Here is a 16094-nt window from a genome sequence, read left to right as displayed (position 1 = left end):
CGGGCACGGGCACCGGGGCGGATGCGCGTTCCACGTGCCCGAAGGCGCACCGCCCCGGGCGGGGAACCTTCTTCTCATGATCCGCTCATACGTGCCGTCTACGTTCGGCTCATGGCAGAGAAGCGCTCGGGCGGAGGTCTGACCGGGACCCAGCAGGCCGCCAAGTTCCTCGGGGTCAGTGTGCTCGCGGGAGCCGTGCTGGCGGGCATCGCCCTGCCCGCGGCCGGCGCACTGGGGCTTGCGGCGAAGGGGACGGTCGAGGGGTTCGACGAGATCCCCTCCAACCTGAAGACGCCACCCCTGAGTCAGCGGACCACCATCCTCGACTCGGAGGGCGGCACGCTCGCCACCGTGTACTCGCGCGACCGGAAGGTCGTGCCGCTGGAGAAGATCTCTCCGTACATGCAGAAGGCGATCGTCGCGATCGAGGACTCGCGCTTCTACGAGCACGGGGCGATCGACCTCAAGGGCGTGCTGCGCGCGATCAACCGCAACGCCCAGTCGGGCGGCGTGGCCCAGGGCGCGTCCACGCTGACGCAGCAGTACGTGAAGAACGTCTTCGTCGAGGAGGCCGGTGACGACCCGGAGAAGGTCGCCGCCGCCACCCAGCAGACCATCGGCCGCAAGGTGCGCGAACTGAAGTACGCGATCCAGGTCGAGGAGGAGCTGGGGAAGAAGAAGATCCTCGAGAACTACCTCAACATCACCTTCTTCGGTCAGCAGGCCTACGGCATCGAGGCGGCGTCCCAGCGCTACTTCTCCAAGCCCGCCGCCGACCTGAAGCTGGAGGAGGCCGCGATGATGGCCGGCCTCGTCCAGTCGCCGAGCCGCTACGACCCGATCAACGACCTCCAGGAAGCCACGAAGCGCCGCAACGTGGTCCTCCAGCGGATGGCCGAGGTGAAGGACATCAGCCAGGCCGAGGCGGACAAGGCGATCGCCGCGCCGATCAAGCTGAAGGTGAAGACCCCGAAGAACGGCTGCATCACCGCCGTCGACGGGGCCGGCTTCTTCTGCGACTACGTGCGCAAGACGATCCTGACCAACCCGGTCTTGGGCAAGACGGTCGAGGAGCGGCAGAAGCTGTGGAACCTCGGCGGCCTGACCGTCCGGACCACGCTCGACCCGCGCGCCCAGGAGGCGGCCAACGAGGCCGCCGTCGCCCACGTCAACGAGGACGACAAGGTCGCCGCCTCGGTCGTCCAGGTCCAGCCGGGCAGCGGCAAGATCCTGTCGATGGGTCAGTCGCGGCCGTACGGTCTCGACCAGAAGCAGCACCAGACCACGCTCAACCTGGCCGTGGGCAGCAAGATGGGCGGCACGACGTACGGCTTCCAGACCGGCTCGACCTTCAAGCCGATCACGGCCGCGGCCGCCCTGGAGAAGGGGCTGAGCCCGGCACAGAGCTTCTCCTCGCCGTGGAGGATCTCGCTTCCCATGGACTCCTTCCGCACCTGCGCCGGCGATCCGTCCGGCGCGGGTAACTGGGACCTCCAGAACGAGCTGGAGTCCGAGGCCGGCACGTGGGACATGACGAGCGCGCTCGGCACGTCCATCAACACCTACTTCGCTCAGCTGGAACAGATGACAGGTCTGTGCGAGACGGTCCAGATGGCGAAGAAGATGGGATACGAACGGGAGCTGGGCAAGCGGCTCGAGGAGCTGCCCTCGATCACGCTAGGCGGTCAGGAGTCCACCCCGCTCGACATGGCCGCCGCCTACGCGACCTTCGCCAACCGCGGCACGTACTGCACCCCGGTCGCCATCGAGTCGATCGAGACCGCGGGCGGCGAGCAGCTGAAGGTGCCTCAGACCGAGTGCTCGCGGGCGATGAGCGAGCGGACGGCCGACACCATCAACCAGATGCTGAAGGGCGTCGTCGAGGACGGAACCGGTACGAGGGCGGGTCTGAGCGACCGCGACAACGCCGGTAAGACGGGTACGACGAACGACCGCAAGGACGCCTGGTTCGTCGGCTACACGCCGAACCTGTCCACGGCCGTCTGGGTCGGCGACGACGTCGGCGAGAGGCAGTCGATGTTCGACATCACCATCGGCGGTGAGTACTACGACAAGGTCTGCGGTGGCTGCCTCCCGGGCCCGATCTGGAAGATCGCGATGACCGGGGCGCTGGACGCCTCCGAGACGCCCTCCTTCGCTCCCGTCTTCGTACCGCGCGGCGGGAGGACGGAGAACAGCGAGGACGTGGACCGGCGCCCGGGGGAATAGTTGGAACGGAGCACCTGCCCGCCGTCGCCCGTCACACCGAGTTTCCCACTCGGTTCTCCTCCCTTCGCCACGCCTTCTTGGTCCGCATGGGCCGGGGAGGGCACGGCGTTGCGGCGGGTCCGTCCGACCTCGTGAGCCTGGCAGCTTGGGGCCGATGTCGGGGCCGGTCGGCTCTCGGGGGCCTCCATCGGGCCTGGCGTTGCCGCGGGCAGAGCGATGCCACGCTGAAGGGTCGCCGGCCCACGTCCGGCGACGCACCTCCCAGAGCCAGCACGAGCCAGGATGACGGAGGCCACGGCGCTGACTGCCGCGTGACCCCATCTCGTCCCCGCTCTCCCTGAAGATTCTCCTGCCGTCACAGCGAAACGCGCGAAAAGCCCGAAACCGACCTTCGTGCCTGCCTCGACGACGCTCGACCGCGTCCCACTATCGAGCCGGACCAGATATCGCATACGATGAACGAATGGCGGATCAGGGTTGGGCGGGGCGATTGCCGGCAGTGAAGACGAAGGCGGACCTTGTCTACGAGAACCTCCACTCGGCGATAGCGAAGGGGACGCTACGCCCCGGGGTCAAGCTCAACATGGACGAGCTCTCGCGGGAATTCGGCGTGAGCAAGATCCCTATCCGTGAGGCGGTCAAGCGGCTGGAGTCTGAAGGCCTCCTCGTCTCCAAGGTGCACGCAGGCGTCACTGTCGCGGAGGTGGACCTCCACGAGATGCGCGGCGTGTTCCTGGCGCGGGAAGCGATCGAGACTCTCGTCGCGGGCCTGGCGGCGGAGCACGCGGACGACGAGCTGGTCGCGGACCTGGAGAAGACGCAGGACGCCATGCGCAAGGCACTCGACCGGGGTGCCATGGAACTGCTGGCCGAACTGAACACCTCCTTCCACCGGGCGCTGGCCGAGGCGACCGGCTACCGGATCCTGGGCGATCTCACCGAGCAGCTGCTGCTCACGGTTCGCCGGTACCGCCTCACCGCACCGGTGAGCACGACCAGCTGGCGTTCCGTCATCGACGAACACGACGCCATCGTCGATGCCCTGCGGAGGCGCGATCCGGCTGCGGCCACCGAAGCCGCCCGCGCCCACACAACGGCCCAGGCCCGCTACGAGGTCGCCGAGGGCTGACCGTCTCCGCATCCTTCGACGACGTTCCGAGAACGCAGAGCTCGGCGGGAGACGGGTCCTGCTTCCCTGAAGACCATCCTTGGGGTGCCCGACCGGGAGTGGTCGTCGCTCCAACCCCGTTTGGCGCGCCGTCGAGGAGCCCCTCGCCTACCGTCCGACGCCAGCCGGCCGGATGATCCGTCGTGTTCTCGTCTCCACAGCGCCGATGTGGTGCACGAAGCCACGAGGTCACAGGGTCATTCTCGAGCCCGTCGCGCCGTGCGCGGAGCCAAGCCCGGCCATGCGACTCGCTTGGGCGGCGAAGAGATATCGCATACGATAGACGAATGAACGGAACGCGCTGGTCGGGTCGCATTCCTGCTGTGAAGAGCAAGGCGGACCTCGTCCACGAGAGTCTGCGTACCGCCATCGCACGCGGTGACCTCGCCCCGGGAGCGCGCATCAATATGGACGAGCTGGCCCGCAATTACGGGGTGAGCAAGATCCCGGTCCGCGAGGCCGTGAAGCGCCTGGAGTCAGAAGGCCTGGTGGTCTCCCGTGTGCATTCGGGTGTCACCGTGGCCGAGGTGGACCTCCACGAGATGCGCGGCGTGTCCCTGGCGCGGGAAGCGATCGAGGGCCTGGTCTGCCGGCTCGCCTCGAAGAACGTGGACCCCGGCCTGCTGATCGAACTGGAGCGGATCCAGGTGGCCATGCGGGCGGCACTCGCGGACAGGGCCATCGGGGCCCTTCCCGAGCTGAACACGCGCTTCCACCACGCCCTCGCGGCGGCTAGCGGTTACCGGATTCTCGCCGAGCTGACCGGGCAACTGGTGCTGACGATCCGCCGTTACCGCATCACGGCGCCGATGGACGAGGCGAACTGGCGGGCTGTGGTGGAGGAGCACGACGCCATCGTGGGTGCGCTCCGCAGCGGGGACGAGGCGGCCGCCGTCAGGGCTGCCCGAGCCCACGCGGCCCCGCAGTCCGAGTACGAGGCGGTCGCGGCAGAGTAGTCTCCGCCGGCGGTCGGAAGAAGTCAGGAGCGCACCAGCTGCTGCGTTTGGCGCGTTCGACGTACGGGATCCCCTCAGATTCCGAGGGGGGGCAGCCCCATCCGCTCGCGGTGGGCGTCGCGCAGCAGGCTGGCCGGGCTGACGACCGAAGCTCCGGCATCAAGAACCAGTTCGGAGCCGTTGAGCAGCGCAGCGTCCGGGGAGGCGGCGAACGCCACCGTTCCGGCAATGTGTTCAGGCGTGCCCAACAGTCGGAGCGGGTTGCTCTGGCTCAGCCGGTCGAGGTCCGCAGTGCCGTCGAGCCTCGACTCGGTAGCAGGCGTGCGCACCCAACCCGGCGAGACTGTGACGAAGGAGATCCCGTACTGGCCGTAGTCGACGGTGAGTTGACGGCTGAGCGCGGCGATCGCCCCCTTGGCGGCGGCATAGGCAGGCAGCCCCGGAGCGGCGGTTCGGTGGAGGACCGATCCCACCGTCACGACGGTGCCTGCCCTTGCCGCGATCATGTGCGGCAGGACTTCCCGGACGCACAGGAACACGGAACCGAGGTTTGCCCGGAGTACGTCGTCCCATTCCCGTTCCGTCGCCCGGTGCAGGGGCTTGCCCTCCGTCACACCTGCGCACGTCACGAGCACGTCCAGTGTGTCGCCTCCGGAGAGCGCCGAGCGAACGGCCTCAGCCACCTGAGCCGCCACGGTCACGTCGGCCCGCGCGTAGGTCACTCCGGGAAGGCCGGGGTCGACGACATCGACACCGACAACCCGGTATCCGTCGGCGACGAATCGGGTGGCGACCGCGCGGCCGATCCCCCCGGCTGCTCCGGTGATCAAAGCGGTACGGGCCATGCGGTGCACCTCACAGGTCGAACCAGCGGAACGGACTGCCGCCGACGGCAGTTGAAGATGTGCAGATACCGTATACGATCTACTAAACTTCCTCAATGGGCCCGGGAGGCAACCGTGCTACCCCTCGACCTCATCACCGCCCTCGCCTCACGGCGGCTCATCGCCATCGTGCGCGGGGGAAACCCCGAAGCGGCCCTCGACACGGTCCTCACCCTCGTACGGTCCGGAATCGATCTCGTCGAGGTCTCGCTCAGCGGCGCCGACGCGCTGGAGGTCATAGCGAAGGCCCGCGCGGCCCTCGGCCCCGAAGCTCTGCTCGGCGCGGGGACCGTGCTGACCGCGGACGACGCCCGGCTCGCTGCGGAAGCGGGCGCGAGGTACGTCGTCACGCCTGGAGTCACCGAAGCCGTGGCGGCGTCCCGTGCTCTCGGCCTGCCCGTGTTGGCCGGCGCGCTCACTCCCACGGAGGTCGTCGGCGCTCTTCGCGAAGGGGCCACAGCGGTGAAGCTCTTCCCTGCCGGGCAGGGCGGCGTGGAGCTGCTGCGCGCGCTCCGCGCGCCCTTCCCCGACGTGCCGTTCGTGCCCGTGGGAGGCGTCGACGCCGTCACGGCTCGAGACTTCCTGGCCGCCGGGGCACTCGCGGTCGGTGTCGGGAGCCCGCTCGTCGGACGGGCCGCCGACGGTGACCCGACGGGGCTGTCCGACCGCGTGTCCGTCTTCCGGGCGCTCGCAGAGGAGGCATCGTGATGGACGTGCTGACATTCGGGGAAGCCATGGTCGCTCTCCGGGCGGACCAGCCCATCAGAATCGGCGGGGCGCTGCGGATGTCCGTGGCGGGCGCCGAGGCGAACGTGGCGATCGGGCTCGCGCGGCTCGGCCACCAGGCGCGTTGGGTGGGTTGCACGGGGGACGACGAGTTCGGCGCCCTGGTACTCCGCACTCTGCGCGCCGAGGGTGTCGACGTGAGCCGGGCGATCGAGGTCGAGGGCGCCACCGGCCTTGTGATCTTCGAGCCGCGGATCGCGGACCTCACGCGTGTCTCGTACTACCGGACGGGTTCCGCGGGTTCGCGTCTGGACCGTGACCATGTGGTGCCGGCCTTGACGGAGGGCGCCCGAGTACTCCATATGACCGGTGTCACCGCTGCGCTGGGAACCGGACCACTCGGCGCCGTCCACCGAGCCCTTGAGACGGCGGCCGGGGGGACGACCGTCTCCCTTGACGTGAACTACCGCGCGAAGTTGTGGTCGAGGGAAGCCGCAGCGGCCGTACTGCGCCCGCTCATGCGGTCCGTCGACATCCTCGTGGCGTCTGACGACGAACTCGCTCTCGCCGCGCCCCCTGGCGCGAGGACGGAGGCCGATCAGGTCGAGGCCCTGCTGGAGAGCGGCGTCCGCGAGGTGGTCGTCAAGCGGGGCGCCGACGGTGCCGAGGTGTTCGATCCGTCGGGGTCCTTGGCGAGTCCCGCGGTGGCCGTGACGGTCAGGGACACCATCGGGGCGGGAGACGCTTTCGTCGCCGGATACCTGTCGGGGCACCTCGACGGCCTCACCGTGGCGGGTCGACTGGAACGCGCGGTGATCACCGGAGCGTTCGCGGTGGCCTCGACGGGGGACTGGGAGGGCCTGCCCGTACGGCAGGAGCTCGACCTGCTCAAAGCCGTGCCAGGAAGCGCGATCCGATGACCGCGGAGGAGATCGCTCCCACGTGGCGCGCTTACACGTCGACGCGGCATCGCCTCGCCGAGGGTGCCCGGTGGATGAGCGGAAGTCTCCTCTTCGTGGACCTGCTCCGTGGAGACCTGTATCGGGTGCGTGGGGTGGGAGGGGGTAGCCCTGAGTTGCTGCTGAGGCTCAACATGCCGTTGGGGGCAGTGGCGCCCACCTCGGGGGCTTCGTCGGGGCGATGGATCGTCGCGGCGGGCATGGGCATCGCTCTGGCCGACGCCCGTGGCGGTCTCGACTGGCTGGCGCGTCCCGCGGACCGGCCGGACCGGGCCATGCGGATGAATGACGGGGGGTGTGACCGTGCCGGCCGCTTCTGGGCGGGCAGCATGGAGGTCGGCGCCGCGCTGGGTGCCGGCTCTCTCTACCGGGTCGATCCCGACGGCACGGTCCACGAGGTGCTCGACGGCCTCACCGTGCCCAACGGGCCGGTCTTCACGGCGGACGGGTGCCTCATGTACATCGCCGACAGCGCGCGCGGCATCATCACGCGCCACCCGGTGGATCCCGCGTCCGGTGCTCTCGGTGAACCGGCGCGCTTCGCCTCGTTCCCGCCGGAGGCAGGACGTCCCGACGGTATGGCGGTCGACGACGACCAGAACCTCTGGGTGGCGCTGTGGGGGACCGGGCGGATCCTGTGCCTCGCGCCGGACGGCCGTCGCCTGCGTACGGTGCACCTCCCGACACCCCACACGAGCAGCGTCGCCTTCGGCGGGGGCTTGATGTTCGCCACCACGGCTACGCATCGGCTCGACCGGCCGGGACCTTTGGACGGGGCCGTGCTCGCCGCCGGGACCGGTGTCACCGCACCTCCCGTGCGTCCGTTCAGGCTCATAGCCGACGGGTGACCCCGGCCGCGCACTGACCGAAGGCAACCCGCGCGAAACTTTTCCGCCACATCCCCTAGACGTTATTTCGTATACGGAATACCTTCATGGCACTGGCTGTGCTCCTACGGTCCGGTTCCCCCCAGGTGGTGTGCGTCCCATGAGCGTTTCCTCGGTCTCAGAAAGCCCGGCGATGAGCCTGCACCCGAAGTCCCCGAACCAGCGCCGCACGATGGTCGCCAGCACCGTCGGCACCGTGATGGAGTGGTACGACTTCAACCTCTACGGCCTCGCCTCCGCCCTGGTCTTCGGCCCTCTCTTCTTCGGGTCCTCCTCGACCGGTGCGACCCTTGCTTCCTTCGCCACCTTCGCGGTGGGCTTCGCCGCCCGCCCGATCGGTGGGATCGTGTTCGGCCACATCGGCGACCGGATAGGGCGCAAGTACGTCCTCCTGGTCACCATGTTCGTCATGGGCCTGGCCACCGCCCTGGTGGGCATACTGCCCACCCATGCGACGATCGGCGTCTGGGCGCCGATCCTGCTGATCGTGCTACGGGTCGCCCAGGGCATCGCGGTGGGCGGCGAGTTCGCCGGCGCGACACTGCTCACGGTGGAGAACGCCCCGCCCGGACGCCGCGGTCTGTACGGCGCCATCCCTGCCATGGGTACCGGAGCCGGTTTCGTCCTCGCCAGCGCCGTCTTCGGTCTCGTCTCCCTGTTGCCTGACGACACGTTCCTCCTGTGGGGCTGGCGCGTCCCCTTCCTCCTCAGCTTCGCCCTGGTCGTGTTCGGCGTCTGGGCCCGCCGTGGCATAGAGGAGACACCAGTCTTCGCGGAGATCGACCAGCAGGGCGAGAAGGCCCGCTTCCCTCTGCTGCACACGCTCCGCACCCAACCCGGCGCCGTCGTCCGGACCATGGGCATCACGGTCTCCGGCTTCGTGTGGGGCTACCTGATCCAGGCATTCACTCTCGCCTACGCGACCAGTGAGCTCGGCATCCCCAAATCGACGCTGCTCTGGTCCATCGCCCTCGCCGCGACGCTGGAGATCGGAGCCATCCCGCTGTGGGGATACGTCTCGGACCGGATCGGCCGACGGAGGATGGTCGGCATAGGACTCGTCGCCACCGCCGCCTTCGCCTTCCCCTTCTTCCAGCTGCTGGAGAGCCGCAGTACTCCGCTGATCTTCCTTGCCTACGTGATCGCCATGCCCGTCTGCAAGGACATGGTCTTCGGTCCCCAGGCCGCCCTGGTCGCGGAGCAGTTCGATGCCAAGGTCCGTTTCAGCGGTGTCAGCACGGGCCGGGAGATCGGCGGCGCGATCTTCGGCGGCACGGCGCCCTTCATCGGCACCGCCCTCTTCGCCGCCAGCGGCACCATCACCCCGGTCGCCTTGTACGTCCTCCTCGGCTGCACTCTCACGTTCATCGCGGTCTTCACCGGTCGCGAGACCGCCCGCGACTGACCGGGACCCGACCGCCGCCCGGCGGCAACTCGCCCGACGGCACGATCCACTGGAGAAGCACCCCATGCCCTCGCACCCCGCGCGCATCGCCAAGATCGAGGCGCTGGCCCTCTCAGCCAGCTTCGACGACCTCTATGACTCCCCGGAGGATGTCCCGGACTGGCTGCGCTACCCCGCCTCCAGTCACCTCGTCCTGCCCCGCCGCGGCCAGTACGCCACCCTCGTCAAGGTCCACGCCGAGGACGGCACGGTCGGCATAGGTGAGTGCTACGGGTTGCCGTCCCCCCAGGTCACGGCGACCGTCGTGACCAACGTCCTCGCTCCTCTCCTCATCGGCCAGGATGCCACCGCCACCACCGCTGTGTGGGAGCGCCTCTACCAGGGGCAGGCGGCCGGTGGCCACAACCGGGGCTTCTACCTGGAGGCGCTGGCCGGCATCGACCTCGCCCTGTGGGACCTGCGGGGGAAGCTCGCAGGTGCCCCTGTGCACCGACTCCTCGGCGGCCCGATCCGCGAGCGGATCGACTGCTACGCCAGCCCGGTCGCGCTGCACACCGACCCGGCCGAATCGGCCCGGCAGGCCCTCGGCTTTGTCGCGGACGGTTTCAAGGCCCTCAAGGTCAAGATAGGCCGCGGTGAGCGGACAGACCGGGCCCATCTCACCGCCGTACGTGAGGCCGTCGGCGGAGACATCGACATCCTCACCGATGTCAACTGCGCCTACGACCTCGACCAGGCCACCCGCGTCGGACGCGTTCTGCGCGACCTCGGCATCTCCTGGTACGAGGAACCGCTCCAGGTCGACGACCTCGCCAACCTCGCAGAGCTGCGCCGTCGCACGGGTCTCACCGTCGTCAACGGCGAGACGCACTTCACCCGCTTCGACCTGCGCGACTCCCTCCTGCACGGAGCCATAGACGTCTTCATGCCGAACGTCGCCCGCTGCGGGGGCTTCACCGAAGCCACGCGTCTCGCCGCCCTCGCCTCCGCCTTCCATATCGACATCGCTCCCCACGGTGTCGGGTCGGGCGTGAGCCTGTGCGCGGCCCTCCAGCTCTGCGCGGCGACGCCCAACCTGCGAACGTACGAGTACAACCGCCTGCCCAACCCGATCCGCGAGCGAATCCTCAGGAATCCTCCCGAGTTCAGGGACGGTGCCCTGACCGTCCCTCAGGGTCCGGGTCTGGGCGCCGAGGTGGACTGGGACATCGTCGACCGCTACGTCGTCGCCCGCTTCTAGCCACCATCGGCGCGGGGTGGCCCGGGACGGTCCGCCCCCCGCGAGCACCCACCGTGCTCCCACCTCTGCGAGGTGCGGATCACGGTCCGTCCTCAGCAGGGCCTTCAGCCCAGTTCCCCCATCTCTCGATCACTGCCCGGCCCCTGTCGATCGAGTCCGGACTTCCCCCTGGCCGGATCGTAACGCTCTGCCATCGAAGGAGATGCCACAGTGTCCTCTCACAGCCCCAGCCGCAGGTCGCTCCTGCGCGGTGCCGCCGTCGCCGGTGTCGCCACCGCGTTCTCACCGCTCGTCAACTTCTCGACCGCCACAGCCGCCACCTCCGGCAGCTATGTGATCCGTTTCGACAAGGCGCGTCAGCAGACGATCCTCGGCCTTGGTTTCGAGATCCAGTCCGACTCGATCGGGTCCAATAACAACGGACTGCCCGACGAGATCAACGGCGTGCCGTACGACCTGACCGACTCCGAGCGCACGCGCTTCTACAACGAGATGCTCAAGGCTGGCCGGACCGACCGGGGTTTCCGCTACTGCCGCCTCGCCATGGGCCTGTACTACCGCGGTCTCGACCCCACCCGGAAACTCATGCGAGGCCGCTACCCGGGCCAGACCGCACAGCTCGCCGACATGATCCGGCAGGCCGGGATCGAGGGCACCTCGGTCGAATACTGGTCGCCGGCCCCGGGCTGGAAATCGAACGACTCCTACATCGGCGGCAAGCTGAAGCAGTTCGACGCGACATTCCTCGGTCAGTTCGGTGACGCCCTCGTCGCCGACCTCGACTACCTCACCGCCGGCGGTGTCCCCATCTCCATGTGGGGCCTGCAGAACGAGCCCCGCTATAGCACCAAGTACTCGTCCTGCGTCTACTCGCCGTCCGAATACCTCGCGACGTTCAAGGCCACGGCGTCGCGGATCCGCGCCAAGTATCCCGACGTGATGATCACAGCCGACAGCCAGGACGGCTGGAACGGTGCGATCGGCCAGGCGCTCAAGGCGGACTCCACCGCCCTTTCCTACGTGGACGCCTGGACGTACCACCACATCGGCGCGGACAGCAAGATGCACCAGACCCCGGACGAGTACACCTCTGGGGCCGCCGGGAAGCCCGTCTTCAACAACGAGTTCGAATACCTGGACAACGAGACCTCGGACTGGCGGACGATCAACACCGCCCAGTCGATCATGAACTGGATGGTGTTTCAGGACGCTCCAACCTGGTTCTGGCTGCACGCGCTGAAGCCGATCGCCAACGCTGAAGCTCCGGGATACTCACTCGGCTTCTGGCGACCGCCGTCCGACACCGACTTCTCCCGCTTCCCGGATCTGGCGCCCGGCCACTGGACCTGGAACCCGCAGAACTGGAACGGCGTCGCCGGTTTCGTGAAGTACATGCCGTGGGATTCCGTGCGCTACATGGTCGACGAGTCCGCCCGCCTGGAGAACCAGCGGATCATGGCCTGGAAGACGCCGGCTGGGAAGCCCGTCTTCGCCATCACCAACCGCTCGGCCACGGAGTCGTTCACCTACACCGTGGACACACAGACCGCCGCTCCGTTCCAGGGCCACCGCTACGGCCCCGCGACGAACAACCAGAACGTCGGGTTCAAGAACGGTCCTCAACTCACGATCACCGTTCCCCCGCACTCCGTGGAGTTCTGGGTTCGCACGCCCTGACTGCTCCTGCTCACGATCACCGCCTCTCTCCGTTCCACGCGCATCCTTTGGAGAAAGAACCATGGCACGACCCCGACGCCGTTGGCTCATAGCCCTCTCGCTTGCGTCCACCTGCGCCATCACCGCCTCCGCCTGTTCCTCTACTTCCGGCGGTGCCGCCGCCGGGAGCCAAGGCGACGGCAAGGGCACCATCGAGTTCTGGTCCATGCCGTTCTGGATCGGCCAGGACGACAAGGTCCAGCAGCTCGTCGACCAGTTCAACGCCTCCCAGAGCGACATCAAGGTCAACCTGACCCAGCTCGAATGGAAGGACGGTCGCGAGAAGATCAAGCAGGCCATGGCCGCCGGTCAGGGACCGGACGTGTGGCTCATGAACAACGGTCTCGAACTCGACTACCTGAAGGCGGGCAGCCTCGCCTCTCTCGACCAGGTCGGCTACACCAGCGCAGACCTGGCCAAGTTCGACGACCTGATCGAGGTCAACGAGTACCAGAACAAGGTCTACGGCGCCCCGCTGTACTTCGACGCCACCGTCATGCTCTACCGCACCGACGTGCTCGAGAAGTACGGATACACCAAACCTCCGGCCACATGGGAGGAACTGAAGGCGACCGCCACCGCCATCACGCAGAAGTCCGCGTCCGACGGCAGCAAGATCAGCGGCTGGCAGTTCAAGGGCATGGACGACCACGTCAACGCCATCAACTCCACCTGGGAGAGCTTCCTCTGCCAGGCGGGGGGCAACCTCACCTCGCCCGACTACAAGAAGTCGACGCAGAACTCCGAGGCGGGCAAGGCCACGATGGACTACATGCGCTCGTTCTACCAGGACAAGACGTCTCCGGTCGGCACCAGCGCGCTCAACGGGTTCATCGACGGCAAGGTCGCGATGTTCTCCTTCTATCAGTCGGTCATCGCCAACGTGGAGGCCGGCGGTGCGAAGACCGAGGGCAAGTGGGCCGTCGCGCCGATGCCCAAGGGCCCCGAGAGCGGCTGCTCGATGGTCGGAGGCCACAGCCTCGTCGCCAATGCCCTCGGGCAGGAGACCAAAGCCGCCGGCACCTTCATGAAGTGGCTCGCGTCCCCCGAGCGCAGCGTCCAGTACATGGACTTCCACGCGATCTTCCCCTACGACCCGGCGAAGGTGACCCCCGAAGTCAAGGCGGAGTACGACAAGAAGATCAAGGGCGACCCCAACTGGACGGCGATCCTTGAGCAGACGGAACGCAACACCCCCGACCTGGTCCTCCAGGACCGTCACGGCTGGTCCACCCGATGGGAGAAGCAGAAGTCGGCGATCGTCGCCGGCGTCAACGGCCAGAACTCCGTCGACGAGGCCCTGTCCTCCATCGACGAGGAAGTCGGCAAGGCACTGGACGCGGGGCGATAGAAACCATGCCTACGGCAAGTGAGCTTCGTGCGGAGCTCTCCTCGGACCGCGCGGGCGGCGACCGCCGCCCGCGCGGCACCGGGCGCCGCCGGCGCAAGCCCTCAGGGGCTCTGGCCGGCTGGCTGTCCGTTGCCCCCGCCCTGCTGGTGATCCTCGGCTTCACGTTCTATCCGATGATCCAGTCGATGCTGCTGTCCACAGACCGGTGGAACATGCTGGGCCCGAAGGTGTTCGTGGGCGCTGAGAACTACCGCGCCATCCTGGGGCCGGGAACCTTCCGGGAGAGCCTGTTCAACACCCTGGTGTTCACCGTCCTCACCATGGCCGGCACCTACGTTCTGGCCCTCGCCACCGCGATGGCCGCCAACCGTGAACTCGCCTCCGCCCGGCTCGTGCGGACCATCACCGTCCTGCCCGCCGTCATCCCCATGGTCGTCGCGGGCCTGATATGGAAGTGGCTCTACGAACCGGACCACGGTCTGATCAACACGCTCGTCGGGCTCGTCGGCGTCGACGGCGCACGCTGGCTCTTCGACAGTGACCTCGCCCTGCCTGCTGTTGCCCTGGTCAGCATCTGGAAGGATTTCGGCATCTATGCCCTGATCCTCCTCGGAGGGCTGCAGCGCATCCCGGCGGAACTCTACGAGGCCGCCACGATCGATCGTGCCGGTCCATGGCGCCAGTTCCGCTCGATCACTCTCCCCATGCTCCGCCCCGCCGGAGCGGCCGTCTTCCTGCTGCTCCTCTTCAACTCCTTCAAGGTCTTCGACCAGGTGTGGGTGATGACCGAGGGCGGTCCGGGCACCTCCACGCTCACCGTGGTCACCTTCATCTACACCAAGCTCCTCACCGACGTCGGAATCGCCTCGGCAGCCTCGGTCGTCCTGTTCGTGATCCTCCTGCTGATCACCGTTATCCGTATGCGGCTGACCTCCCGGGAGGAGTCATGACACGCCGTCCCGCCAGCGGGCTTCCCCGAGCACTGTGGCTGCTCCTCATCAGCATCTTCGCGGGCCTCCCCGTATTGTGGATGGTCCTGACCTCACTGCAGCCGATGGAGGACCTCATCGGCACGAGCGCGCGGCTCGTCCCCGCCTCCGTGAGTCTCGATGCGTACAGCGAGGTCCTCACCCGATTCCCGTTCTGGCAGTGGTTCGGGAACTCGGTCCTCGTCGCCGCCGCGGTCGTCGCCGGAAACCTCGTCTTCGACACGTTCGCCGCCTACGGACTGAGCCGGATCAAATTCCGCGGACGGGAGATGGTCCTCACCCTGATGCTGGCCACTCTGATGATTCCCACCCAGGTCATCCTCGTGCCGCTCTACCTGATGATGCGGGACCTGGGCTGGATCGACACCTACTGGGCGCTGATCATCCCCTTCCTCGCGAGCCCGACCGGCATCTTCCTGCTACGCCAGCACTTCATCACCCTGCCCATCCAGCTGGACGAAGCAGCCGCCCTCGACGGCTGCGGCCGGATCCGTACGCTGGTCAGCGTGCTGCTTCCCAGTTCCTGGGCAGCGCTCGGCACGGTCGCGGTGCTGAAGTTCATGTGGACCTGGGGCGAGTTCGCCTGGCCGTCCCTCGTGACGAACAACGAGCTCCTGCGTACGCTTCCGGTCGGACTGGCCCGCTTCCAGAACCAGTTCGCACCCCGCTGGGACCTGCTCATGGCGGGTTCGGTCATGGCCGCGATCCCGGTGGTGCTCGGTTTCGTCCTCCTCCAGCGCTACTTCGTCCGGGGCCTGACGGGCGGTGCCGTCAAGGAATGACAAGCCGCTTCGGCGCCGTCACCCCCGAGGAGGACGGCACCTCCTCAACATCGCCGCCAGTGGGGCCGAGGGCCGTCGAACGACGGGCGGTCCTCGACCATCGCCCTCGCGACGCGGGCTCGAGCGGGCGGCTGTGGACGCGGCGGCCGATCGGTGGCCCGCCCTCGCCGCCGCCGACCGCGCCCGCAGAGCCTTCTGCGCTGGCGCCGCGCAATTCTGGATCTGATACCAGATTTCCTGGGAAACGCAGCGCGCCGTAGAAGATCAGCGCCCCCCCGGGCAGGTTCAGACGACTAGGGAGAGTCCCTGATCTGTGAGCGGCCATGCCGACGTTGACTGGAATCAGGAGAACAGGACAGGGAGCAAGCGGTTCGGGAGCGATCGCCCGTCCGGGACATGAAGACCGTGCCCGGCTGTGAGGCACTCACTCGCTCGGTTTCTTGACCGACGGTAGCCACCCCGAGAGAAGACCCGATCAGCACAGGCGCTGCGTCCTCGACCGCTTCTCGTCCTCGACCATCACTCCTGTCGTAGGCCCTCGCAGTACATCGAGCGCACATCCTTCGCTCGCATCGGCCCCACGGCGTATGCGACCTCCGTACGAGGCCGGCGTACCGGGGGCACTGTGAGTGCTGCCACCCCCGAACCCTCCGAAACTCGGCGCGAAGACCTCGTGCGGCTCAAACCGAGGACTGGCATGACGCCGACCGGACCACACACGGGTGCGGTCGGGACAGACGGAGAGGGCTGGATCAGTTATGGAAGAGCCGCGTCGCCTCGGCGGCCGGTACGAGCTGGGCTC

Annotated in this window: 13 protein-coding genes; 12 read left to right on the top strand and 1 reads right to left on the bottom strand. The window is 67.9% G+C overall.

All coding sequences use genetic code 11. The annotated features are described in order from the left end of the window. Positions 1-111: 111 nt before the first annotated feature. The 3 genes from AB0E14_RS33450 (at position 112) to AB0E14_RS33440 (ending at position 4353) form a co-directional block, all read left to right on the top strand. Positions 112-2229: a transglycosylase domain-containing protein gene (locus AB0E14_RS33450; RefSeq protein ID WP_362427019.1), complete on the top strand. Its 2118-nt coding sequence runs from the start codon at positions 112-114 to the stop codon at positions 2227-2229. 463 nt (positions 2230-2692) lie between these two features. Then, positions 2693-3358 (top strand): GntR family transcriptional regulator, encoded by a 666-nt coding sequence (locus tag AB0E14_RS33445; protein ID WP_362427016.1) that lies wholly within the window; start codon positions 2693-2695, stop codon positions 3356-3358. A 326-nt stretch (positions 3359-3684) separates the two neighbouring features. Then, positions 3685-4353 carry a GntR family transcriptional regulator gene (locus AB0E14_RS33440; RefSeq protein ID WP_362427012.1) on the top strand — a complete coding sequence of 223 codons (669 nt, stop codon included), beginning with the start codon at positions 3685-3687 and terminating at the stop codon, positions 4351-4353. A 74-nt stretch (positions 4354-4427) separates the two neighbouring features. Here the strand turns inward: AB0E14_RS33440 and AB0E14_RS33435 are convergent, their stop codons facing one another. Then, entirely contained in the window at positions 4428-5198 is a 771-nt protein-coding gene (locus AB0E14_RS33435; RefSeq protein WP_362427009.1) for an SDR family oxidoreductase, read from the bottom strand. 114 nt (positions 5199-5312) lie between these two features. Here AB0E14_RS33435 and AB0E14_RS33430 point away from each other — a divergent pair, with 114 nt between their 5' ends. From AB0E14_RS33430 to AB0E14_RS33390, 9 genes are all read left to right on the top strand, one after another. Continuing rightward, positions 5313-5945: a bifunctional 4-hydroxy-2-oxoglutarate aldolase/2-dehydro-3-deoxy-phosphogluconate aldolase gene (locus tag AB0E14_RS33430; RefSeq protein ID WP_362427006.1), complete on the top strand. Its 633-nt coding sequence runs from the start codon at positions 5313-5315 to the stop codon at positions 5943-5945. Next, positions 5945-6883, top strand: a complete 939-nt coding sequence (locus tag AB0E14_RS33425) for a sugar kinase (RefSeq protein WP_362427003.1) — start codon at positions 5945-5947, stop codon at positions 6881-6883. The genes AB0E14_RS33430 and AB0E14_RS33425 overlap by 1 nt, the downstream gene beginning before the upstream one ends. Beyond that, entirely contained in the window at positions 6880-7770 is an 891-nt protein-coding gene (locus tag AB0E14_RS33420; RefSeq protein ID WP_362427000.1) for an SMP-30/gluconolactonase/LRE family protein, read from the top strand. The genes AB0E14_RS33425 and AB0E14_RS33420 overlap by 4 nt, the downstream gene beginning before the upstream one ends. Positions 7771-7942: 172 nt before the next feature. Beyond that, positions 7943-9214 (top strand): MFS transporter, encoded by a 1272-nt coding sequence (locus AB0E14_RS33415; RefSeq protein WP_362426997.1) that lies wholly within the window; start codon positions 7943-7945, stop codon positions 9212-9214. Positions 9215-9278: 64 nt separating this feature from the next. Further along, a complete protein-coding gene (locus tag AB0E14_RS33410; RefSeq protein ID WP_362426994.1) occupies positions 9279-10454 on the top strand; it encodes a mandelate racemase/muconate lactonizing enzyme family protein in 1176 nt (391 codons plus the stop codon). Positions 10455-10664: 210 nt separating this feature from the next. Then, a complete protein-coding gene (locus AB0E14_RS33405; protein ID WP_362426991.1) occupies positions 10665-12131 on the top strand; it encodes a hypothetical protein in 1467 nt (488 codons plus the stop codon). 61 nt (positions 12132-12192) lie between these two features. After that, complete coding sequence (locus AB0E14_RS33400) at positions 12193-13521, top strand: sugar ABC transporter substrate-binding protein (protein WP_362426988.1); 1329 nt, start codon at positions 12193-12195, stop codon at positions 13519-13521. Between the two features lie 5 nt (positions 13522-13526). Next, complete coding sequence (locus AB0E14_RS33395) at positions 13527-14471, top strand: sugar ABC transporter permease (RefSeq protein ID WP_362426985.1); 945 nt, start codon at positions 13527-13529, stop codon at positions 14469-14471. Further along, positions 14468-15292: a carbohydrate ABC transporter permease gene (locus AB0E14_RS33390; protein ID WP_362426982.1), complete on the top strand. Its 825-nt coding sequence runs from the start codon at positions 14468-14470 to the stop codon at positions 15290-15292. The genes AB0E14_RS33395 and AB0E14_RS33390 overlap by 4 nt, the downstream gene beginning before the upstream one ends. Positions 15293-16094: the final 802 nt, after the last annotated feature.

The organism is Streptomyces sp. NPDC047981, from assembly GCF_040653315.1.
Taxonomy (GTDB): domain Bacteria; phylum Actinomycetota; class Actinomycetes; order Streptomycetales; family Streptomycetaceae; genus Streptomyces.
Note: the sequence above shows the minus strand (reverse complement) of the source record. Positions and strands in the feature narration are given on the sequence as shown.

Bases quoted from the DNA above. Each gene is read 5' to 3' on its own strand.
- AB0E14_RS33450 (WP_362427019.1), top strand. From the start codon at position 112: ATGGCAGAGAAGCGCTCGGGCGGAGGTCTGACCGGGACCCAGCAGGCC.
- AB0E14_RS33445 (WP_362427016.1), top strand. From the start codon at position 2,693: ATGGCGGATCAGGGTTGGGCGGGGCGATTGCCGGCAGTGAAGACGAAG.
- AB0E14_RS33440 (WP_362427012.1), top strand. From the start codon at position 3,685: ATGAACGGAACGCGCTGGTCGGGTCGCATTCCTGCTGTGAAGAGCAAG.
- AB0E14_RS33435 (WP_362427009.1), bottom strand. From the start codon at position 5,198: ATGGCCCGTACCGCTTTGATCACCGGAGCAGCCGGGGGGATCGGCCGC.
- AB0E14_RS33425 (WP_362427003.1), top strand. From the start codon at position 5,945: ATGGACGTGCTGACATTCGGGGAAGCCATGGTCGCTCTCCGGGCGGAC.
- AB0E14_RS33420 (WP_362427000.1), top strand. From the start codon at position 6,880: ATGACCGCGGAGGAGATCGCTCCCACGTGGCGCGCTTACACGTCGACG.
- AB0E14_RS33415 (WP_362426997.1), top strand. From the start codon at position 7,943: ATGAGCCTGCACCCGAAGTCCCCGAACCAGCGCCGCACGATGGTCGCC.
- AB0E14_RS33410 (WP_362426994.1), top strand. From the start codon at position 9,279: ATGCCCTCGCACCCCGCGCGCATCGCCAAGATCGAGGCGCTGGCCCTC.
- AB0E14_RS33400 (WP_362426988.1), top strand. From the start codon at position 12,193: ATGGCACGACCCCGACGCCGTTGGCTCATAGCCCTCTCGCTTGCGTCC.
- AB0E14_RS33395 (WP_362426985.1), top strand. From the start codon at position 13,527: ATGCCTACGGCAAGTGAGCTTCGTGCGGAGCTCTCCTCGGACCGCGCG.
- AB0E14_RS33390 (WP_362426982.1), top strand. From the start codon at position 14,468: ATGACACGCCGTCCCGCCAGCGGGCTTCCCCGAGCACTGTGGCTGCTC.